This window comes from Arthrobacter sp. NPDC056727, assembly GCF_042790555.1.
GTDB lineage: Bacteria > Actinomycetota > Actinomycetes > Actinomycetales > Micrococcaceae > Arthrobacter.
Genome location: NZ_JBHTZA010000008.1, coordinates 110,118 through 128,792, shown reverse-complemented (window position 1 = coordinate 128,792; position 18,675 = coordinate 110,118). Strand labels below are relative to the sequence as shown.

The 18,675-nt window shown below is 65.9% G+C and carries 18 protein-coding genes; 13 read left to right on the top strand and 5 right to left on the bottom strand.

What is annotated here, in order from left to right; translation table 11 throughout:
* Positions 1-12 precede the first annotated feature (12 nt).
* Positions 13-435 (bottom strand): VOC family protein, encoded by a 423-nt coding sequence (locus ACFRAH_RS10315; protein ID WP_314192087.1) that lies wholly within the window; start codon positions 433-435, stop codon positions 13-15.
* Positions 436-449: 14 nt separating this feature from the next.
* On the opposite strand from ACFRAH_RS10315, the gene ACFRAH_RS10310 reads away from it, so the two are divergent.
* Entirely contained in the window at positions 450-776 is a 327-nt protein-coding gene (locus ACFRAH_RS10310) for a chorismate mutase (RefSeq protein ID WP_377990791.1), read from the top strand.
* A 101-nt stretch (positions 777-877) separates the two neighbouring features.
* Here the strand turns inward: ACFRAH_RS10310 and ACFRAH_RS10305 are convergent, their stop codons facing one another.
* On the bottom strand, positions 878-1,264 hold the full coding sequence (locus tag ACFRAH_RS10305; RefSeq protein ID WP_377965650.1) for a hypothetical protein: 387 nt from the start codon (positions 1,262-1,264) through the stop codon (positions 878-880).
* Positions 1,265-1,419: 155 nt separating this feature from the next.
* Here ACFRAH_RS10305 and ACFRAH_RS10300 point away from each other — a divergent pair, with 155 nt between their 5' ends.
* The 6 genes from ACFRAH_RS10300 (at position 1,420) to pdxS (ending at position 9,754) form a co-directional block, all read left to right on the top strand.
* Entirely contained in the window at positions 1,420-1,788 is a 369-nt protein-coding gene (locus ACFRAH_RS10300) for a hypothetical protein (protein WP_377990790.1), read from the top strand.
* Complete coding sequence (locus tag ACFRAH_RS10295) at positions 1,785-5,342, top strand: DNA polymerase III subunit alpha (RefSeq protein WP_377990789.1); 3,558 nt, start codon at positions 1,785-1,787, stop codon at positions 5,340-5,342. Before ACFRAH_RS10300 ends, ACFRAH_RS10295 begins: the two co-directional genes overlap by 4 nt.
* 161 nt (positions 5,343-5,503) lie before the next feature.
* On the top strand, positions 5,504-7,468 hold the full coding sequence (gene thrS / locus ACFRAH_RS10290; protein WP_377990874.1) for a threonine--tRNA ligase: 1,965 nt from the start codon (positions 5,504-5,506) through the stop codon (positions 7,466-7,468).
* A gap of 20 nt (positions 7,469-7,488) precedes the next feature.
* Positions 7,489-8,076, top strand: a complete 588-nt coding sequence (locus ACFRAH_RS10285) for an HIT family protein (RefSeq protein ID WP_377990788.1) — start codon at positions 7,489-7,491, stop codon at positions 8,074-8,076.
* Positions 8,066-8,686, top strand: a complete 621-nt coding sequence (gene pgsA / locus ACFRAH_RS10280) for a phosphatidylinositol phosphate synthase (RefSeq protein ID WP_377990787.1) — start codon at positions 8,066-8,068, stop codon at positions 8,684-8,686. Before ACFRAH_RS10285 ends, pgsA begins: the two co-directional genes overlap by 11 nt.
* A gap of 141 nt (positions 8,687-8,827) precedes the next feature.
* Positions 8,828-9,754, top strand: a complete 927-nt coding sequence (pdxS, locus tag ACFRAH_RS10275) for a pyridoxal 5'-phosphate synthase lyase subunit PdxS (RefSeq protein ID WP_377990786.1) — start codon at positions 8,828-8,830, stop codon at positions 9,752-9,754.
* Between the two features lie 173 nt (positions 9,755-9,927).
* Here pdxS and ACFRAH_RS10270 read toward each other — a convergent pair whose 3' ends face one another.
* Genes ACFRAH_RS10270 through ACFRAH_RS10260 form a run of 3 tightly spaced genes read right to left on the bottom strand, consistent with a single transcriptional unit; the run spans position 9,928 to position 14,031 of the window.
* Positions 9,928-11,940, bottom strand: coding sequence for a M3 family metallopeptidase (locus ACFRAH_RS10270; RefSeq protein WP_377990785.1), 2,013 nt, complete (start codon positions 11,938-11,940; stop codon positions 9,928-9,930).
* A 52-nt stretch (positions 11,941-11,992) separates the two neighbouring features.
* Complete coding sequence (locus ACFRAH_RS10265) at positions 11,993-12,745, bottom strand: type 1 glutamine amidotransferase (protein ID WP_377990784.1); 753 nt, start codon at positions 12,743-12,745, stop codon at positions 11,993-11,995.
* Positions 12,742-14,031, bottom strand: coding sequence for a MurT ligase domain-containing protein (locus tag ACFRAH_RS10260; RefSeq protein WP_377990783.1), 1,290 nt, complete (start codon positions 14,029-14,031; stop codon positions 12,742-12,744). Before ACFRAH_RS10260 ends, ACFRAH_RS10265 begins: the two co-directional genes overlap by 4 nt.
* A gap of 91 nt (positions 14,032-14,122) precedes the next feature.
* On the opposite strand from ACFRAH_RS10260, the gene pdxT reads away from it, so the two are divergent.
* The 6 genes from pdxT (at position 14,123) to yajC (ending at position 18,653) form a co-directional block, all read left to right on the top strand.
* The gene (gene pdxT, locus ACFRAH_RS10255; protein WP_377990782.1) at positions 14,123-14,854 is read left to right on the top strand and encodes a pyridoxal 5'-phosphate synthase glutaminase subunit PdxT; all 732 of its coding nucleotides are present in this window, start codon (positions 14,123-14,125) and stop codon (positions 14,852-14,854) included.
* A 3-nt stretch (positions 14,855-14,857) separates the two neighbouring features.
* Positions 14,858-15,613 carry a YebC/PmpR family DNA-binding transcriptional regulator gene (locus tag ACFRAH_RS10250; protein ID WP_377990781.1) on the top strand — a complete coding sequence of 252 codons (756 nt, stop codon included), beginning with the start codon at positions 14,858-14,860 and terminating at the stop codon, positions 15,611-15,613.
* Positions 15,614-15,644: 31 nt separating this feature from the next.
* Entirely contained in the window at positions 15,645-16,241 is a 597-nt protein-coding gene (gene ruvC, locus ACFRAH_RS10245) for a crossover junction endodeoxyribonuclease RuvC (RefSeq protein ID WP_377990780.1), read from the top strand.
* An 81-nt stretch (positions 16,242-16,322) separates the two neighbouring features.
* Entirely contained in the window at positions 16,323-16,970 is a 648-nt protein-coding gene (gene ruvA / locus ACFRAH_RS10240) for a Holliday junction branch migration protein RuvA (RefSeq protein ID WP_377990779.1), read from the top strand.
* Positions 16,963-18,051: a Holliday junction branch migration DNA helicase RuvB gene (ruvB, locus tag ACFRAH_RS10235; protein ID WP_377990778.1), complete on the top strand. Its 1,089-nt coding sequence runs from the start codon at positions 16,963-16,965 to the stop codon at positions 18,049-18,051. The genes ruvA and ruvB overlap by 8 nt, the downstream gene beginning before the upstream one ends.
* A 188-nt stretch (positions 18,052-18,239) precedes the next feature.
* Positions 18,240-18,653 carry a preprotein translocase subunit YajC gene (gene yajC, locus ACFRAH_RS10230; protein WP_377990777.1) on the top strand — a complete coding sequence of 138 codons (414 nt, stop codon included), beginning with the start codon at positions 18,240-18,242 and terminating at the stop codon, positions 18,651-18,653.
* The last annotated feature ends 22 nt before the right edge of the window (positions 18,654-18,675 follow it).

Here is an 18,675-nt window from a genome sequence, read left to right as displayed (position 1 = left end):
GGCGCCCTGCAATCAGACGGTGACCTGGCCGCCGTCGTCCACCGTCCAGGTGGGGTTGAACGCAATCTCCCAGCGGAAGCCGTCCGGATCGGCGAAGTACCCGGTGTACCCGCCCCAGGGCTGGGTCTTGGGAGGGGCCACGACGGCGGCGCCGGCGGACTCGGCCTGTGCCATCACCTGGTCCACCTGCTCAGCGCTGCCGACGTTGTGGCTGAGCGTAATGCAGGGTACAGCCGCGGGTGCATCGACGGCGGCCTCGGCCTGCATCTGCCCGGCATCCCACAGGGAGAGAATCAGGCCGTGGTTGGCCTGGATGAACACCACCTCGTCGGGAACCTCGCGGTGGACCGGCCAGCCCAGCCCGTCCACATAGAAGCGGCGGGAGGCGGCCACGCTTCGCACTCCCAATGAAATAAAATCGACCCGGGGCTGCATGGTTCGATACTGTCATGGACATGCCAACAAATCACGGAGACGAGAAACACGCCCAGGCTGACCGGGAACAGCTCGCCGCCGTCAGGATCGCGGTGGACGAGGTGGACGAGCAGATCGTCACGCTGATCGCACGCCGCGAGCGGCTGATCCGCATCGCGGGAACGCTGAAGGGTGACGATGCCGAAGTGCGCGCCCCCGGACGCGTGGAGCGGGTCATCGAGCATGTGCGCGCGGCCGCAGAGAAAAAAGAAATCGACCCGGACATCGTGGAAACCACGTACCGGGCCATGATCTCGAAGTTCATCGAGCTTGAGATGAAAATCCACAACGACAACAGCTGAGCTGTTGCCTCCGGCAGCCGCGTGACTCTGGCAGGCGCGCCGGGATGCGGCAGCGGCAGCTTCAGGCTGGCGCCTGAATGCTGCGTGCGGGACACCAGCCCTTAGAGCTTCTCCTCGACTGGCACGCCGGACTGGAATTCCCGCCCGTCGGCCTCGCTGAACGCGGACATGAGGTGGCTCTTGTCGAGCCCCAGGACCGTGCTCATCGGGAAGTTGCCCGTGATGGTGTTGCCCGAGTGCTCGACGCTGCTGAGGTCGAAGTTCTCCTCCGTGCCGTCATGGCTGAAGGAGTAGATCGAGACGGCCTCGCCGTTCATGAACTCGATTCCCAGCCTCCGTTGATGTGAATAGTCCGGAGTGGCAGCCACGAGCCCCACAACAAAGGCGCCCGATGCTGGAATGCTGCCGTCGATATCAAACTTGGCCACCAGTGTGCTTTCTTTGGCGGCGATGCTTACCTGCTTCAGGAGCGCGTCATTGGAACTCATGGGACCATCCTGCCCTGTGAGCCGCCGTCCGTCCACACCCATCTAGGTTTTGTCCGCCCCCCGGCGTAGACTGGTTATATTCGAATACATGTTCGAATATCTGCTTCGAATATCTGCGTATTTCTGCAGGATGAGATTGGTTTCCGGAGGCACCCATGGGAATGTTCAGCGAGTCTGTCGACGTCGTCTGCGCACCTGGCGGGCAGCCTGCGGAGCTTCGGTGGGGCGGCACTGATTACCTGGTCTGCGCTGAGCCGGTGCGGTGGTACGAACGCCGCCAGTGGTGGGCCGAAGAACGGCGGGCCCCGCTGGGAAGCGGCCCCGGCCTGGTGGACCATGAGATCTGGCGGGTGCAGGTCCTTCCCGCCGGCAGAAACCCTCACCCTGAAACTCCCGCCGCTGAACCGTCGGCGGAACCCTTGACCCTCGATCTGGTGCGGCATGCCGGCAGCGGACGCTGGCGGCTGATCAGGATCCACGACGCCCTCCGGCCCCAAGACACAATCCGGCCCAAGTCAGCATGAGCTTCACTCACCTTCACGTTTCCACCGCTTTCAGCGCCCACTACGGTGTCTCCTGGCCCGATGACCTCGCCCGGGCAGCAGCGGCCCAGGGAGCCACCGCCCTCGGCTGCACTGACCGGGACGGCCTGTACGGCACCGTAAAGCACCTCAAGGCATGCATGGCTGCCGGGATTGACCCGGTGGTCGGCGTCGATCTTTCAGTGTTTGACGACGAGGGGGACCTGGATGCCGGGTTGCCCGGTTCACAAGCATCAGCGGCCCGGACCATCAAAAACCGGTTTTCAGCAAGCCGGATCACCGGGCGGGTTGTGGTCGTCGCCCACGGCCACAACAACGGCGCTGGATACAAAGCCCTGTGCCGGCTGATCTCCGACGCCCATGCCCGCACTACAGGCAAAGCGGGGGGAGCGGTCCCCGTTGCCGTCACCAGGGCTGAACTCGCCTCACGTGTCCTTGACCCGGAAACCCTGAAGCCGGTGCTCACCGTGCTGCTGGGACCGGATTCCGACGTCGGCCTCGCACTGGGCGGGCGGCGGTACCTCCGCCCCCGCACCCTTTTCAAGAGTTGGCTGGACGCCATGCCGGCAGGAAGCATCGCAGCAGAGATCGTTACCCACCTCAGCGCGCCAGGTGAGCCGTTGAGTACCGCCCACGCGGTCCGCATGCTCAAGCTGGCCCAGGAGTTTGGCGTGCCGGCCGTGCTCACCAACTCGGTCCGGTACTGCGAGGAGGACGGGGCTGCAACAGCCGACGTCCTGGATTCCGCCCGCACGCTTAAGTCGCTTCCCGAGCTCTCCGCCGCGCCGGTGCTCCAGCCCAACGGGCAGGGCTGGCTGAAAACACCGGACCAGATGGTGGAATTGGGCAAGGAAATCATCCATGCCGCCGGATACGGGACCGCCGATCTCCAAGTGCTGCTTGCCCAGACCGAGGCGCTCGCGGACCGGTGCCGCATGGATCCCGAGTCTGACATGGGCTGGAAGCAGCCGGTGGTGCCCGAGGCGGCCGTCATTGGTATTGAGGGGGATCCGCTGGCGGAACTGGCCCAGCGCTGCGAGGCAGGAATTGCGCGGCGGTTCCCCGGGATCTCCGGCAAAGCCGAAGCGGACATGCGTGCCCGGCTCCAGCATGAGCTGAAGATCATTGCCCGGCTTGGTTTTGCCTCTTACTTCCTCACCGTTGCCGAGGTATCCCGCATGATCCTGGACATGGGCGTGAGGGCGGCAGCGCGGGGATCGGGGGCTTCCAGCCTGGTCAACTACCTGATCGACATCAGCCAGGTGAACCCGCTCCAGCATGACCTGATTTTCGAACGGTTCCTCTCCGGTGACCGGTCCACCCTGCCGGACATCGACATCGACGTCGAAAGCGCAGAACGGCACAACGTCTACCGGAAGATCTTCGACCGGTTCGGCTCACAGCGCGTCACGCTGATGAGCATGCAGAACGGGTACCGCGCTCGCGGTGCGGTGCGGGACGCCGGGCTGGCCTTGGGGATGGACGACGACGATGTCGGGGAGATTGCCAAGCAGCTGTGGCGCTTTTCAGCACGGAAATTCCGGGAGGCGCTGGAGGAGAAACCCGAACTCCGCGAATTCGCCGGAAGGGTGGAGCAGCGGAACTTTTCCGAGAACCAGCAGCTTGACCTGCTGGTGGATCTCACCGAACGGCTGGACCGGCTTCCGCGCCACATCTCCATGCATCCCTGCGGCGTGATCCTCGGTGATGCCACCCTGCTGGACCGCACCCCTGTCCAGCCCAGCGGCCTTGGCTTGCCCATGAGCCAGTTCGACAAACACGACATGGATCCCATGGGCATGCTGAAGCTTGATGTCCTGGGAGTCAGGATGCAAAGCGCCATGGCCTTTGCCGTGCGGGAGATCATCCGCATCCATCCCTCCAAGGCTGAAGTGGTGGCTGCCGGAGCCCATCCGGTTGGCACTGGGGGCAATGGGCCGGATTACATCAGCGAGGACGGCCTGATCGACCTCAATGCCGTTCCCCTCGATGACGAGCCGACGTATGAGCTGATCAGGAGCACCCACACACTGGGGTGCTTCCAGATCGAATCACCGGGCCAGCGGGAGCTGGTAGGCAAAATGGCACCGAGGGAGTTCAACGACCTCATCATCGACATCTCGCTGTTCCGTCCGGGGCCCATGAAATCGGACATGGTCCGGCCCTTCCTCGAACACCGGCACGGCTTCGCGCCGGAGACCTACCCGCATCCTGACCTGAAGCAGGTGCTGCAGGAAACCCACGGGGTGACGGTCTTCCATGAGCAGATCCTGCGGACCTTCGACGTGATGACCGGCTGCGGGCTGGCCAAGGCGGACGAGTTCCGCAGGGCGTTGAGCAACGAGGTCGGGGAAGCCCACGTCGAGGAGTTTTTCCGCCGCGAGGCTAAAGCCAGGGGATATAAGCCGGACGTCGTGGACAAGGTCTGGGGCACCCTGAAATCGTTCGCGAGTTTTGGGTTCTGCAAAGCCCACGGTGCCGCCTTTGCCGTGCCCACCTACCAGTCGGCCTGGCTGAAGGCCCACCACCCGGAAGCATTCCTCGCTGGCCTGTGGGAACACGATCCCGGAATGTACCCCAAGCGTCTCCTTGTTGCCGAAGCGCGGCGCATGGGCATCCCCATCCTGCCGCTGGACATCAACCGCAGCGGCGCCGAATACCGGGTGGAGCGTGTCACGGAAGGACCGGGCAAGGGGAAGCTGGGCATCCGGCTGAGCCTCAACGGCATCTTCGGGCTTTCCGGTTCTGAACTGAAAAGGATCATTGCCGGACAGCCCTATGACTCCCTGGCGGATCTGAGGGACCGCTCGCGGCTGAGCAAGCCCAGCATCAAACGGCTCGCCCAGCTGGGGGCCTTCGACTCCCTGCACCGGGAATCCGGCGGGAAGGCCAACCGGGCAGACCTTGTCCACCACCTGCAAACCCTTCAGGGCAAGCCGTCCAGGAAAGGTGCCGACGTTATTGAGGGGCAGCTCGCGCTGCCCCTGGGGGATGTCGAACTGCGGAACGTCAAGGCAGGGCTTCCGGAGCCCACCACTGTGGAGAATGTCCGCGCAGAACTTGACCTGATGGCTGTGGACGTCAGCGAACACCTGATGTCCAGCCACCGGCCGCTCCTGGACCGCCTTGGCGTCACCACCGCGGACAAGCTGCTGGCGCTGCGCAACGGCACCGAGGTCCTGGTGGCCGGCGTCAGGATCGCCACCCAGACCCCGCCCATGCGCGGCGGCAGGAGGGTGGTCTTCATCAGCATCGACGACGGCACCGGGTGTGTGGATTCCGTATTCTTCCATGAAGCCCAGGAGCACGCAGGCCCGCTGCTGTTCGGCACCAGGCTGCTGCTTATCCGGGGAACCACCCGGCGGACCGGTCCGCGCGGCATCAGCCTCAGCGCCAGCATGGCCTGGGACCTCAGCCAGGTGGACACCCTGCCGTTCCCTGAAGCTGAACAGATCGCCGTGCCTGAGGAAATCAGGCAGCCGGGACCGCTGGACGGCATCAGCAGAAGCCTGGCCATCACCGGCCTGGGAAGCTGACCCCGCTCCCGTGGCGCTTTGGCTCGCCACTTCAGCAACAGATAGCATTGACGAGGCTGGCTGTGGTCCCCGTACGCCGCAAGCTACGAAGCCTGAACTTTGAATAGGAGACACCCGTGTCAGATGCCCAGCAGATCACCCTCATCGTCGATGGCGAAGAAATGAAGGTGACTACCGGGACCACCGGCGCGGAGCTCTTCTTTGAGCGCCGCGACGTCGTAGTGGCCCGGGTCGACGGCGAACTCAAGGACCTGGACCAGCCCCTTCCCGAGGGCGCCGAGGTTGAAGGCGTCACCATCGAGTCCCCTGACGGGCTCAACGTGCTGCGCCACTCCACCGCCCACGTCATGGCCCAGGCCGTGCAGCAGCTGCGCCCGGACGCCAAACTGGGCATCGGTCCCTACATCACTGACGGGTTCTACTTCGACTTCGACGTCGCCGAGCCCTTCACCCCGGAGGACCTGCGCCAGCTGGAAAAGATGATGCTCAAGATCGTCAACCAGAACCAGAAGTTCGTCCGCCGCGTCGTCTCCGAGGACGAGGCCCGTGAGGCCATGAAGAATGAGCCGTACAAGCTGGAACTGCTGGGCAAGAAGAACGATGCCGCCGACGCCGGCGAAGGCGTCAACGTCGAAGTGGGCGCCGGCGACATCACCATTTACGACAACGTCGACCGCAAGAGCGGGGACAGTGTCTGGTGCGACCTCTGCCGCGGCCCCCACCTGCCCAACACCAAGCTCATCTCCAACGCCTTTGCCCTGACCCGGTCCTCGGCCGCGTACTGGCTGGGCAACCAGAACAACCAGCAGCTGCAGCGCATCTACGGCTCCGCGTGGCCCACCAAGGACGCCCTGAAGGCCTACCAGGAACGCATCGCCGAGGCCGAGCGCCGCGACCACCGGAAGCTCGGCGCCGAGCTTGACCTGTTCTCCTTCCCCGACGAGCTGGGGTCCGGCCTGCCGGTCTTCCACCCGAAGGGCGGCATCATCCGCAAGGCCATGGAGGACTACTCCCGGCAGCGCCATGTGGACGCCGGGTACGAGTTCGTCTACACCCCGCACATCACCAAGGGCCACCTGTATGAGGTCTCCGGCCACCTGGACTGGTACCGGGACGGCATGTTCCCGGCGATGCACATCGACGCCGAGCACAACGAGGACGGCACAGTCCGCAAGCCCGGCCAGGACTACTACCTGAAGCCGATGAACTGCCCCATGCACAACCTGATCTTCCGCTCGCGCGGCCGCTCCTACCGCGAACTGCCGCTGCGGCTGTTCGAATTCGGCTCGGTGTACCGCTACGAGAAGTCCGGCGTGGTCCACGGCCTGACCCGCGTGCGGGGCATGACACAGGACGACGCCCACATCTACTGCACCCGCGAGCAGATGAAGGACGAGCTCACCACCACGCTGAACTTTGTCCTCGGCCTGCTCAAGGACTACGGCCTGGACGACTTCTACCTTGAACTGTCCACCAAGAACGAGGACAAGTTCGTCGGCGACGACGCCACCTGGGAGGAAGCCACCCGCACGCTCGCCGAAGTGGCCGAGGCCTCCGGGCTGGAACTGGTCCCGGACCCGGGCGGAGCCGCGTTCTACGGGCCCAAGATCTCCGTCCAGGCCAAGGACGCCCTGGGCCGGACCTGGCAGATGTCAACGATCCAGCTCGACTTCAACCTGCCGGAGCGCTTCGAACTCGAGTTCCAGGCAGCCGACGGCACCCGCCAACGTCCGGTCATGATCCACCGGGCCCTGTTCGGATCCGTGGAGCGGTTCATGGGCGTGCTCACCGAACACTATGCAGGCGCCTTCCCGGCGTGGCTTGCCCCCGTGCAGGTGGTGGGCATCCCCGTGGCGGAGGCCTTCAACGACTACATGTTCGACGTCGTCGACAAGCTCAAGGCTGCCGGCATCCGCGCCGAGGTGGACATCTCCTCGGACCGCTTCCCGAAGAAGATCCGCACGGCGAGCAAGGACAAGATCCCGTTCGTGCTGATCGCCGGCGGCGAGGACGCCGAGGCGGGCGCTGTCTCCTTCCGCTTCCGGGATGGCAGCCAGGATAACGGTGTGCCGGTGGCCGAGGCTGTCCAGCGGATCGTGGACGCCGTCCGCAACCGGACCAGCTAGCCGCGGCGGAGGGGGCATACGTGCAGGAGAACACAGGGTCGGGCTATCCGGGCGACGCCGAAGTGACGGACGATTTTGGCCTGGCCGGCGTTCCGGATGCCTTCCAGCGCCTGTGGACCCCGCACCGCATGGCCTACATCAAGGGCGGCCAGCACCAGTTCAAGAACGAGGACGACTGCCCGTTCTGCATCGCGCCCGCGCGTACCGATGAGGAATCGCTCATCGTGTACCGCGGACGCACATGCTACGTGGTGCTTAACCTCTTCCCGTACAACCCGGGCCACCTGCTGGTGTGCCCCTACCGCCACATCCCCGATTACACGGACCTGACGGTGGAGGAAACTGCCGAATTCGCCGAGCTGACGCAGACCGCGATGCGCGTCCTGCGGAAGGTGGCGAATCCCGGCGGCTTCAACCTCGGCATGAACCAGGGCGTCGTGGGCGGCGCCGGCATCGCGGGCCACCTGCACCAGCACATCGTTCCGCGCTGGGGCGGGGACGGAAACTTCTTCCCCATCATCGCCCAGACCAAGGCGATCACCCAGACGCTGGACGAGGTCCGCCAGCAGGTTGCCGAAGCCTGGCCCGGGGAGACGCATGCTGAATAGGCATGCCCGCGGGTTTTTCACCGCGCTGTTTACCCCGATTGCACGCTGGCTGTTAAGAATGGGCGTCTCGCCGGACGCCATCACTATTGTGGGAACTGCAGGCGTGGTGGTCGGTGCCCTGGTGTTCTATCCGCTGGGGCAGCTGTTCTGGGGAACCGTCTTTATCACCGCGTTCATTTTTTCCGACGTCATCGACGGCATCATGGCGCGGATGCAGAACCTTGGCGGGCGCTGGGGCAACTTCCTGGACTCCACGCTGGACCGGCTGGCGGACGGTGCCCTTTTTGCCGGCCTGGCCATCTGGTTTTTCACCGGCGGTGCGAACGCCCCCATCGCCGTTGCCGCCGTCGTCTGCCTTGTTCTGGGCATGGTGGTCTCCTACGTCCGGGCGAAGGCCGAATCCCTTGGCTTCCAGGCGAACGTGGGCATTGCCGAACGTGCCGAACGGTTGGTCTCAGTGCTGGTGATTACCGGCCTCACCGGCGTCGGGCTGCCGCCCGTGGTGCTGCTGGGCACCCTGGTGCTGCTTGCAGCCGCGAGCCTGGTCACGGTGGTCCAGCGCATCCTGGCCGTGCGCGTCCAGTCGCTGGAAGACTCCGAACAGACCTGATTAAGCCCCGTCGCCGCGGTGGGACTAGTATATTAGAACTGCCGGTCAATGGATCCGGTGTTCCGGTGTGTGCGAAAAACGGCATGTCCTTGCCGCCTGCACTGCCGGCGAAAGGTCATCTAGCTACCCATAGGGGTTTTTGTGTCTACACCTGATGTAAGCAACGAAGCCGGCTCGTCCGCCAACAGCGTGACGGGCAGCAGCCGTGTGAAGCGCGGCATGGCGGAGATGCTCAAGGGCGGCGTCATCATGGACGTCGTCAACGTCGAGCAGGCCCGCATCGCCGAAGACGCCGGTGCCGTTGCCGTGATGGCGCTCGAGCGCGTCCCGGCCGACATCCGCGCCCAGGGCGGCGTCTCCCGCATGTCCGATCCGGACATGATCGACCAGATCATCGACGCCGTGTCCATCCCGGTCATGGCCAAGGCCCGCATCGGCCATTTCGTCGAGGCCCAGGTCCTGCAGTCCCTCGGCGTCGACTACATCGACGAGTCCGAGGTCCTGACCCCGGCTGACTACGTCAACCACATCGACAAGTGGAACTTCAAGGTTCCCTTCGTCTGCGGTTCCACCAACCTCGGTGAGGCGCTGCGCCGCATCAACGAGGGCGCGGCCATGATCCGCTCCAAGGGTGAGGCCGGCACCGGCGACGTTTCCAACGCCACCGGGCACATGCGCCAGATCCGCGCCGAGATCGCCAAGCTCGCGGCCCTGCCCGAGGACGAGCTGTACGTCGCGGCCAAGGAACTGCAGGCCCCGTACGAACTGGTCAAGGAAGTTGCCGCCACCGGCAAGCTCCCCGTCGTCCTGTTCACCGCCGGCGGCATCGCCACCCCGGCTGACGCCGCGATGATGATGCAGCTCGGCGCCGACGGTGTGTTCGTCGGTTCCGGCATCTTCAAGTCCGGCAACCCGGCCCAGCGTGCCGCTGCCGTCGTGAAGGCCACCACCTTCTTCGATGACCCGGACGTCATCGCCAAGGCCTCCCGCGGCCTGGGCGAGGCCATGGTCGGCATCAACGTCGACGAGATCCCGCAGCCGCACCGCCTCGCCGAGCGCGGCTGGTAACCCGGCGCCTTGCGCTTCTAGTTAGTACGACGGCGGCGAGTCACCTTTGTTGGGTGACTCGCCGCCGTCGTTCTTTAACTTGGAGTTTTTGTACAGATAATGGGACTTAAACGCCCCTGAAGTCGTGACAAGTGGACAAAAACTCCTGTGAGGCGGGCGGTTGGCGCGGGGTGTTATTCCAGGCCGCGGCGCTTGAGCAAGGGTTCCAGGGTGGCATCGCGGCCCCGGAGGGTGCGGAACGACTCGAGCGGGTCACGGCTGTTGCCGCGGGAGAGGAGCTCGGTCCGGAAGCGGTCGCCGTTGGCCCGGGTCAGCCCGCCCTTTTCGGTAAACCAGTCCACGGTTTCGGCGTCCAGCACCTCGCTCCAGATGTAGGAGTAATAGCCCGCTGCATAGCCGTCGCCCGCGAAGATGTGCTGGAAATAACCCGTCCGGTACCGCGGCGGAATCAGCGGATGCGCCACGCCTGCCGCGGCCAGCGCCTTCGCTTCGAACTCGAGGGCGTCCTCCGGTACGCCGTCCGCCTCCAGGACATGCCAGGCCAGATCCAGCAGCGCCGCGCCGAGGTACTCCGTGGTGGCGAACCCCTCGCCCCACAGGCGGGACTCGTTGAGCCGGTCGACGACGTCCTGGGCCAGGGGCTCCCCGGTGGCGTGGTGGCGGGCGTAGTTGGCCAGCACCTCCGGCCACATGATCCACATTTCGTTGACCTGGGACGGGTACTCCACGAAATCCCGCGGCACCGACGTGCCGGAGAAGCGTGGGTAGGTGACGGAGGAGAACAGTCCGTGCAGGGCGTGACCGAACTCGTGGAAAGCGGTGCGCACCTCGTCCAGGGTGAGCAGCGTGGGCTCACCCGCGGGCGGCTTGGAGATGTTCAGGTTGTTGATGACCACGGGCTTGGTGCCCAGCAACGCCGACTGGTCCACCAGCGAATTCATCCACGCGCCGCCCCGCTTGGTTTCGCGGGTGTAGTAGTCGCCCAGGAACAGCCCCAGCTCTGTTCCGTCCGCTTCCCGGACTTCCCAGATCCGGACGTCCCCGTGGTAGCCGGAGAGGTCCGTGCGCTCATGGAACGTGATGCCGAAGAGCGAGGTGGCCGCGAAGAACACGCCGTCTGTCAGCACGCGGTCCAGTTCAAAGTACGGCCGGAGGGCCTGTTCGTCCACGGTGTACCGGTCCCGCCGCACCTTGGTGGAGTAGTACGCCCAGTCCCAGGCCTCCAGCGGGTGTCCGGCGCTCTCGGCCAAGGCGGCCGCCTCGGCGTCCGCGTTCCGGACAGCGGCCGGTGCCAGCCGGTTCAGCATGGACCGGACAGCGCCGAAATCCGGAGCGGTCTGCCGGTCCACCACCAGCTCGGCGTAGTTCGCGAATCCCAGCAGCGCGGCCTTTTCGCCCCGGAGCCTGACCATGGATTTCACGAGGTCCAGGACGTCCAGGTCACCGCCGGAGCTGCCGCGGGCCACGGACGCTTCGAAGAGCCTCCGGCGCACGTCCCGATTGTCCAGTGCGGCCAGGGCTGGCTGGTTGCTGGGCTGGATGAGCGTCAGGAGGAACTTGCCCTCGTGCCCGGCCACGCGGGCTGCTTCCGCGGCGCTGGCAATCTCGTCCTCGGGGAGGCCGGCGAGGTCGTTTGCGTTGTCCAGCAGCAGCGCTGCGGACTTCATGGCCTCCTTGACGCGCTGCCCGAAGTCCGTGCCCAGCCGGGACAGCTCGGCGTTCAGGGACCGCAGCCGGTCCTGGCCGGCGTCGTCCAGCTGGATGCCCGACTGGCGGAACTCCTTGAGGTATTCCTCCACAAGCCTGGCCGACTCTGCCTCCAGGCCGGCGGTGTCCACGGCGGCGAACCGCTCGTACAGCGCCCGGTTGAGGTAGACGGCATCCTGATGGGCGGCGAAACGGGGCGAGAGCTCGGTCTCCAGCTTCCTGATGGCCTCGGACGCGTCGGCCGAAACCAGGGTGAAGAAGGACGCCGCCGCGCGGTCCAGCAGCCGTCCGGACTTCTCCATGGCCAGTACGGTGTTCCCGAAGGTGGCCGGTTCGGGGTTGTCCACGATGGCCTGGATCTCCGCCAGATGTTCGGTGAGCCCGGCGTCAACCGCCTCGGCGTAATGGGCGTCGTCGATGTCGGCAAACGGCGGCAGCCCAAAGGGCAGGGTGCTGGGGGACAGGAGAGGATTGGTCATGAAGCAACCCTTTCATGCAGCCCAATACTGCACAATGCCCGGAAGCCGCTGCCTAGCGCGGGCGGCGGGCCGCGTGCTCCCGGGCCAGGACGGCGTAGCGGTCATCCGGCTCACCGGGTGTGAAGGTGCCGTACTTGCGTTCGACGGCGGTCCGGATCAGAAAGTCGGCAAGGGCCGGGTTCTTGGGCAGCAGGGAACCGTGCAGGTAGCTGGCCACGATGTTGCGGTATCGTGCGCCCTCGTGGCCGTCGCTGCTGTTGTTGCCCGTGCCCTTCGCCACCATCCCCAGCGGTTCGACGCCGGGGCCCAGGGTGGTCTGGCCGCTGTGGTTTTCGTAGCCCAGCACCTCGCCGAACTCCGCGGTGGTGACCCTGACGTTGCCGATCAGCCGCTCATCCGTGCCGTGGGTCTCCACGTCCAGAACTCCGATGCCCGGAATGACCGGACCGGAGCGGGTCTTGAAGAAGCGGCCAAAGAGCTGGTAGAGACCGCAGATGAGGAGCATCGGCGTGCCGTCCTCGGCCATCCCCTTGAGAAGGCCCGCCCGGGACTGCAGGTCGTCCTGGATGACGAGCTGGCCGCTGTCCTGCCCGCCGCCGCCCAGGATGATGTCCACGCTGTCCGGGAACTCGTCACCCACGTTGTATTCGAGCAGTTCGGGCGTGTAGCCGTGCCATTTCAGGCGCTGCTGGATCACCAGGGCGTTGCCCCAGTCGCCGTAGATGTTCATGTCCCGGGGGTACAGCTGCAGGACCCGGATGGTGCCCTTTGGTGCGGCAGTTCCGGCGGCCGAATCGGGGGTCAAGAGACCACCTCCACTGTGGTGATTTTGGACAGCTCACGGCGGATTGCGAGCATCGCGGTGTAGGTGCAGAAGACGCGCTTCGGCTTGCCCTTCCCCTTGCGGATGAAGTCGGCCAGCGCCGCCGGGATGTCGGTGTCCGCCGCCCCGATCCGCACCTCGTCGTACTGCAGCCGCAGGGCCATGTCGTACGCCCGGGAGCCGGTCAGCTGGTCCACGCCTTCGGCCCGCAGCGAGTCGAAGTCCACGTCCCACAGCCAGGACATGTCGCGGCCGTCCGCGTAGTTGTCGTTGATGGCGATCATGGTGGCGTAGCCGCCCGAGGGGAAGGACTTCAGGCCCAGCCGGAAGCCGCTCGGGTTCTTGACCAGCACCAGGTCCAGCGGGAGCCCGTCCACGGTGAGGCTTTCGCCGCGTCCGAACGCGGGGGCCACCTCGGACAGTGCCTTCAGCAGGGTTCCGTGGTCCGCCGTGGCAGCGCCGCCGCCGCAGATGCTGCGGGCCAGGGCCAGCGCGGCCGCTGCGTTGAAAATGTTGTAGACGCCGCGCAGCTTCATCCCAGTGGTGACCGTGACGCCGTCGTACTCAAAATCGGCGTCATCGGCACCCACCCGGCGGAGGACGACGTCGGCTTCCGGACGTTCCGGCACCGCAGGTGCGGGGCTGCCGGGCCCGGCGCGGAGTTCATCGTCGCTGGGGAAGGTGCCCAGCAGGGAATCATCGAGGCCAAAGTAGAGGACCTCGGGGCCGTGCAGCGTATCGGCGATCCGGGCCACCCGCGGGTCCTCGCGGTTCAGGACGACGGTCCCCGTGGTCTTGGAGGCGATGTGCTGAAGGAGCTGGGCGGTCTTGTCGATCTCCCCGAAGCGGTCCAGCTGATCGCGGAGCACGTTCAGCAGGAGGCTGTAGCGCGGAGGGACACGGTTGACGAAGTGCACGGCGTGGGCCTCGTCCAGTTCCAGTACGGCGACGTCGGCGTCGAGCCGTCCGCGCCAGTCAACGTCGCCGAGCAGGGCGGCGGCCACACCCCGGGTGAAGTTGCTTCCCGTGCGGTTGGTGAACACCTTCAGGCCCTGGCTCTCCAGCAGCTCCACCACCATCTTGGTGGTGGTCGTCTTGCCGTTGGTGCCGCTGACCACGGCCACGCCGTGGGGAAGGGTGGACAGGGTCCGCTGCATGAAGCCGGGATCGATTTTTTCGACCACCAGGCCGGGGAATGCAGAGCCTCCGCCCCTGAGCCGGGAAACCCGGCGGACGAACTTGCCGAGCGGAACGCTGAGGGAAAACATGCTCTGTAATATATCCCAGCAGCGGCATGCAATGCGGCGGGCGGCAGCCGGCGGGGACGGAGGCACGCGCCCGGGACACTATGCTGTTTAGATGACCAACTCCCTTTCCAGCGCCCTTCCGCGCCCGGCCGGCGTGTCCGAAAAACCCGGTGCCGGCCTGCGCATCGGCGTTCTGGCGCTCCAGGGCGACTTCCGTGAGCACCTCCGCGCGGTTGAGGCTGCCGGTGCCGCCGGCGTCGGTGTCCGACGCCCCGCGGAGCTTGACGGACTTGACGGGCTCATCATTCCCGGCGGCGAGTCGACGGCCATCGACAAGCTTGCCCGTGCCTTCGACCTCGCCGGGCCGCTGCGCCAGCGCATCGCCGACGGCCTCCCGGTGTACGGCTCCTGCGCGGGCATGATCCTGCTGGCGCATGACATCGCCGACCCCGCTGCCGACCTCGCCGGCAATCCCCAGCAGACGTTCGGCGGCCTGGACATCACAGTGCGCCGCAACGCGTTCGGACGGCAGCGCGAGTCCTTCGAAACCGACCTCGACTTCAAGGGCCTGGAGTTCAGCGCCACCGAGCACGGCGTGGCGCCGGTTCACGCAGTGTTCATCCGCGGGCCCTGGGTTGAACGCGTGGGACCGGGCGTTGAGATCCTGGCCCAGGTGGAGCCTGCCGACCCGGAGCACGCCTCCCACGCGGCCGATCTGCAGGGGACGGCTAGAATTGTTGCAGTGCGTTCAGGCCAGCTGCTGGCCACCTCCTTCCACCCGGAAGTGACGGGGGAGAAGCGCGTGCATGAACTTTTTATCCGCATGATCAGAGGAGAAGCGTAAAGCATGTCAGGCCACTCCAAATGGGCAACGACCAAGCACAAGAAGGCCATCATCGATAGCCGCCGCGCAAAGTCGTTCGCCAAGCTGATCAAGAACATCGAAGTCGCGGCCCGCATGGGTGGCCCCGACCTCGCCGGCAACCCCGGACTCGAACTGGCCGTCACCAAGGCCAAGAAGACCTCCGTTCCCAACGACAACATCGACCGCGCCATCAAGCGCGGCGCCGGGCTCACCGGTGAAGTGGTTGACTACACGGAGATCATGTACGAATGCCGCGGGCCGCAGGGCTCTGCGCTGCTGATCGAGTGCCTTACCGACAACAAGAACCGCGCGGCATCCGAGGTCAGGCTTGCCATCTCCCGCAACGGCGGCACCATCGCCGACCCCGGCTCCGTGAGCTACCTGTTCACCCGCAAGGGCGTTGTGACGCTGCCCAAGAACGACCTCACCGAGGACGACGTCCTCATGGCGGTGCTCGACGCCGGCGCCGAAGAGGTCAAGGACAACGGGGACACCTTCGAGATCCACTCGGACCCGAAGGACCTGCAGGCCGTCCGCGACGCGCTCAAGGAAGCCGGCATCGAGTACGACACCGACGAGGCCGAGTTCGTGCCCTCAATGGAGGTGCCGCTGGACCTTGACGCCGCGAAGAAGTTCATGAAGCTCGTGGACGCCCTCGAGGACCTCGACGACGTCCAGAACGTGTACAGCAACGCTGACCTCAGCGACGAAGTTCAGGCAGCCCTGGAAGCCGAGTGATTTCCCGCGTAGCGTGCCGGGGCAGTTACACGTGACGCTGCGCGTACTGGGCATTGACCCCGGGCTGACCCGCTGCGGCATAGGCGTCGTCGACGTCGAAAAGAACCGCCGGGCCACCATGGTTGCCGTTGGCGTCGTGGGAACGTCCGCGGAGGAGACGCTCGACCAGCGGCTGCTGGTGATCGCCCTCGCCGTCGACGAGTGGCTCGACCGCTATGAGCCGGACGTACTCGCGGTGGAACGTGTGTTCTCGCAAATGAACGTCAGCACCGTCATGGGCGTGGCGCAGGCCTCCGGAGTCGTCATCGCCGCCGCTGCCCGGCGCGGCATCCCCGTGGCGCTGCACACGCCATCGGAGGTGAAGGCGGCGGTGACGGGCAGTGGTTCCTCGAACAAGGAAGCGGTCACCAAGCTCGTCACCAAGATCCTGCGGCTGGACGCTCCGCCGCGCCCCGCGGACGCGGCGGACGCCCTGGCCCTTGCCATTACGCACGCCTGGCGGGCCGGCAGCGGTGCGTCGACGGCCACCAGCGGTGCTGGCCCCACCCGCGGTTCAGGCGGCCAGTCACTGACGCCCGCGCAGCGCGCCTGGGCCGAGGCGGAGGCCAAGGCGCGCCGTGCACGCTGAATGTCGCAGGGCCTTGCTAGGGTATTCGTAGATATGTTCGGATAGTCGGTTTTTGCCGGCGCAAATTCAGGAGCCCCGGCCTTGATTAGTTTTCTCCGCGGAACCGTGGCGCACGTCGGACTGTCCACCGCCGTCATCGACCTCAACGGCGCCGGCATGAGCGTGCAGGCAACTCCCCAGACGCTCAGCAAGCTGCGGACCGGCGAGGAGGGGAAGCTTTTCACGTCCCTCATCGTCCGGGAGGACTCCCTGACCCTGTTTGGTTTCGCGAACGACGACGAGCGGGAAGTTTTCGACGTTCTGCTCAGTGTCAGCGGTGTGGGCCCGCGGCTCGCCCTGGCCGTCCTTGCCGTGCACGATCCGGAAGCGATCCGCGTGGCCGCGCACACCGAGGACAGCAAGACCTTCACCAAGGTCCCTGGCATCGGCCCCAAGGTGGCCGGCCGCATCGTCCTGGAACTCGCCGGCAAACTCGTCCCGCACGGCACGTCCGCGCCGTTGGGGGCTCCGGCGGCTTCTGCCGAAGAGCTCTGGAAGCCGCAGGTGGTGGCCGCCATGACCAGCCTGGGCTGGTCTGAAAAGGACGCGTCGGGCAGCATCGACAAGGCCCTGGCGGACGCGCCGGACCTCGCCGGCGAGGGCAACGTTGCCGAGATCCTTCGCACCACGCTGCGCTGGCTCGGCCAGGACGGCGCCCGGGCGGGCAACAGGGTAGGCAGCCGTGGCTGAGCCGTCCCTGGTCGCCGGAGGAGAGGAGCCGGAGGAGCGGGCCATTGAGGCGGCGCTCCGGCCCAAGAACCTTGACGACTTCGTGGGCCAGCACAGGGTCCGCAAGCAGCTTTCCCTGGTGCTGAAGGCTTCCCGGATGCGCGGGCGCAGCGCGGACCACGTGCTCTTTTCCGGTCCTCCGGGACTGGGCAAGACCACCCTCGCCATGATTGTCGCCTCGGAGATGAACGCTCCGCTGCGGATCAGCAGCGGCCCGGCCATCCAGCACGCCGGTGACCTCGCAGCGATTCTCTCCTCGCTCTCCGAGGGTGAAGTCCTTTTCCTCGATGAAATCCACCGGATGTCCCGCCCGGCCGAGGAAATGCTCTACATGGCCATGGAGGACTTCCGCGTGGACATCGTGGTGGGCAAGGGAGCCGGTGCCACGGCCATTCCGCTGGAACTGCCGCCCTTCACACTCGTGGGAGCCACCACGCGTGCCGGGCTCCTGCCCGGGCCGCTCCGGGACCGGTTCGGGTTCACCGGCCACCTGGAGTTTTACTCGGTGGAGGAGCTGGAGCTCGTGCTGCGCCGGTCTGCCGGCCTCCTCGACCTGAAGGTGAACTCGGCCGGATTCACTGAAATCGCCGGCCGGTCCCGCGGCACGCCCCGCATTGCCAACCGGTTGCTGCGGCGGGTCCGGGACTGGGCGCTGGTGCACGGCATAGAACAGATCGACGCCCGCTCCGCTTCGGCCGCGCTGGACATGTACGAAGTGGACAAGCGCGGTCTGGACCGGCTGGACCGTTCCGTGCTGGAGGCCCTGATCACCAAGTTCGGCGGCGGCCCGGTAGGCCTGTCAACCCTGGCCATCGCCGTGGGGGAGGAGCCCGAGACTGTGGAAACGGTGGCTGAGCCGTATCTGGTCCGGGAAGGGCTGCTGGGCAGGACGCCGAGGGGGCGGATCGCCATGGCCCCGGCATGGACCCACCTCGGACTGGTGGCACCGGCAGGCGTCTTTGGCCAGGAAGCCCTGGACCTTTTCGACGCCGGCCGGGGAGATGAAGAATCGTCATCTGAATGGGTTTCCAGCACCCAATAGCAGCGCCCTCCCAGCTTTTCCCTCTAGACTGGAAAGACGCTCGGCATGTCCGGGCTTTGTTTCCGTGTCCCGCTCCGGCGGGCCGCCCGCGGCCGGTCTCCCGTGTCCGGGCGGGCAGCCCGGGACAAAGCGGACGTTGCTGTCAACCAGCTACGTAAGTACAGAACGGAAAAATCCTCTTGGATCCAATGACAATTCTGCTGTTCGTCATGCTTGGCGTGTTCATCTTCATGATGTTCCGCCGCAACAAGAAGACCCAGCAGCAGCAGGCAAAGCTGCAGTCGGAGTTCGCTCCCGGCGTTGAGGTCATGACCAGCTTCGGGCTGTTCGGCCGCATCGTGTCGATCGATGACGCGGAGAACAAGGTGGTCCTGGAACTGTCGCCGGGCAACCTGGCAACCGTCCACCGCCAGGCCGTAACCAAGATCGTGGAGCCTGCCGCCGAAGCCCACGCTGTTCCCGACGACGCCTCAGCCCTGACCGTCGAGGATTCGCTGGCCCGTGAAGACGAGCTGCCCACGGAAAACAAGGCGGGCACGGCCAACGAGACTCCGGATGAAACGCTCAAGCGCCTCAACGATGAGGGCAAGAAGGACATCTAGTCCGCCGCTTCCGCACAGTACA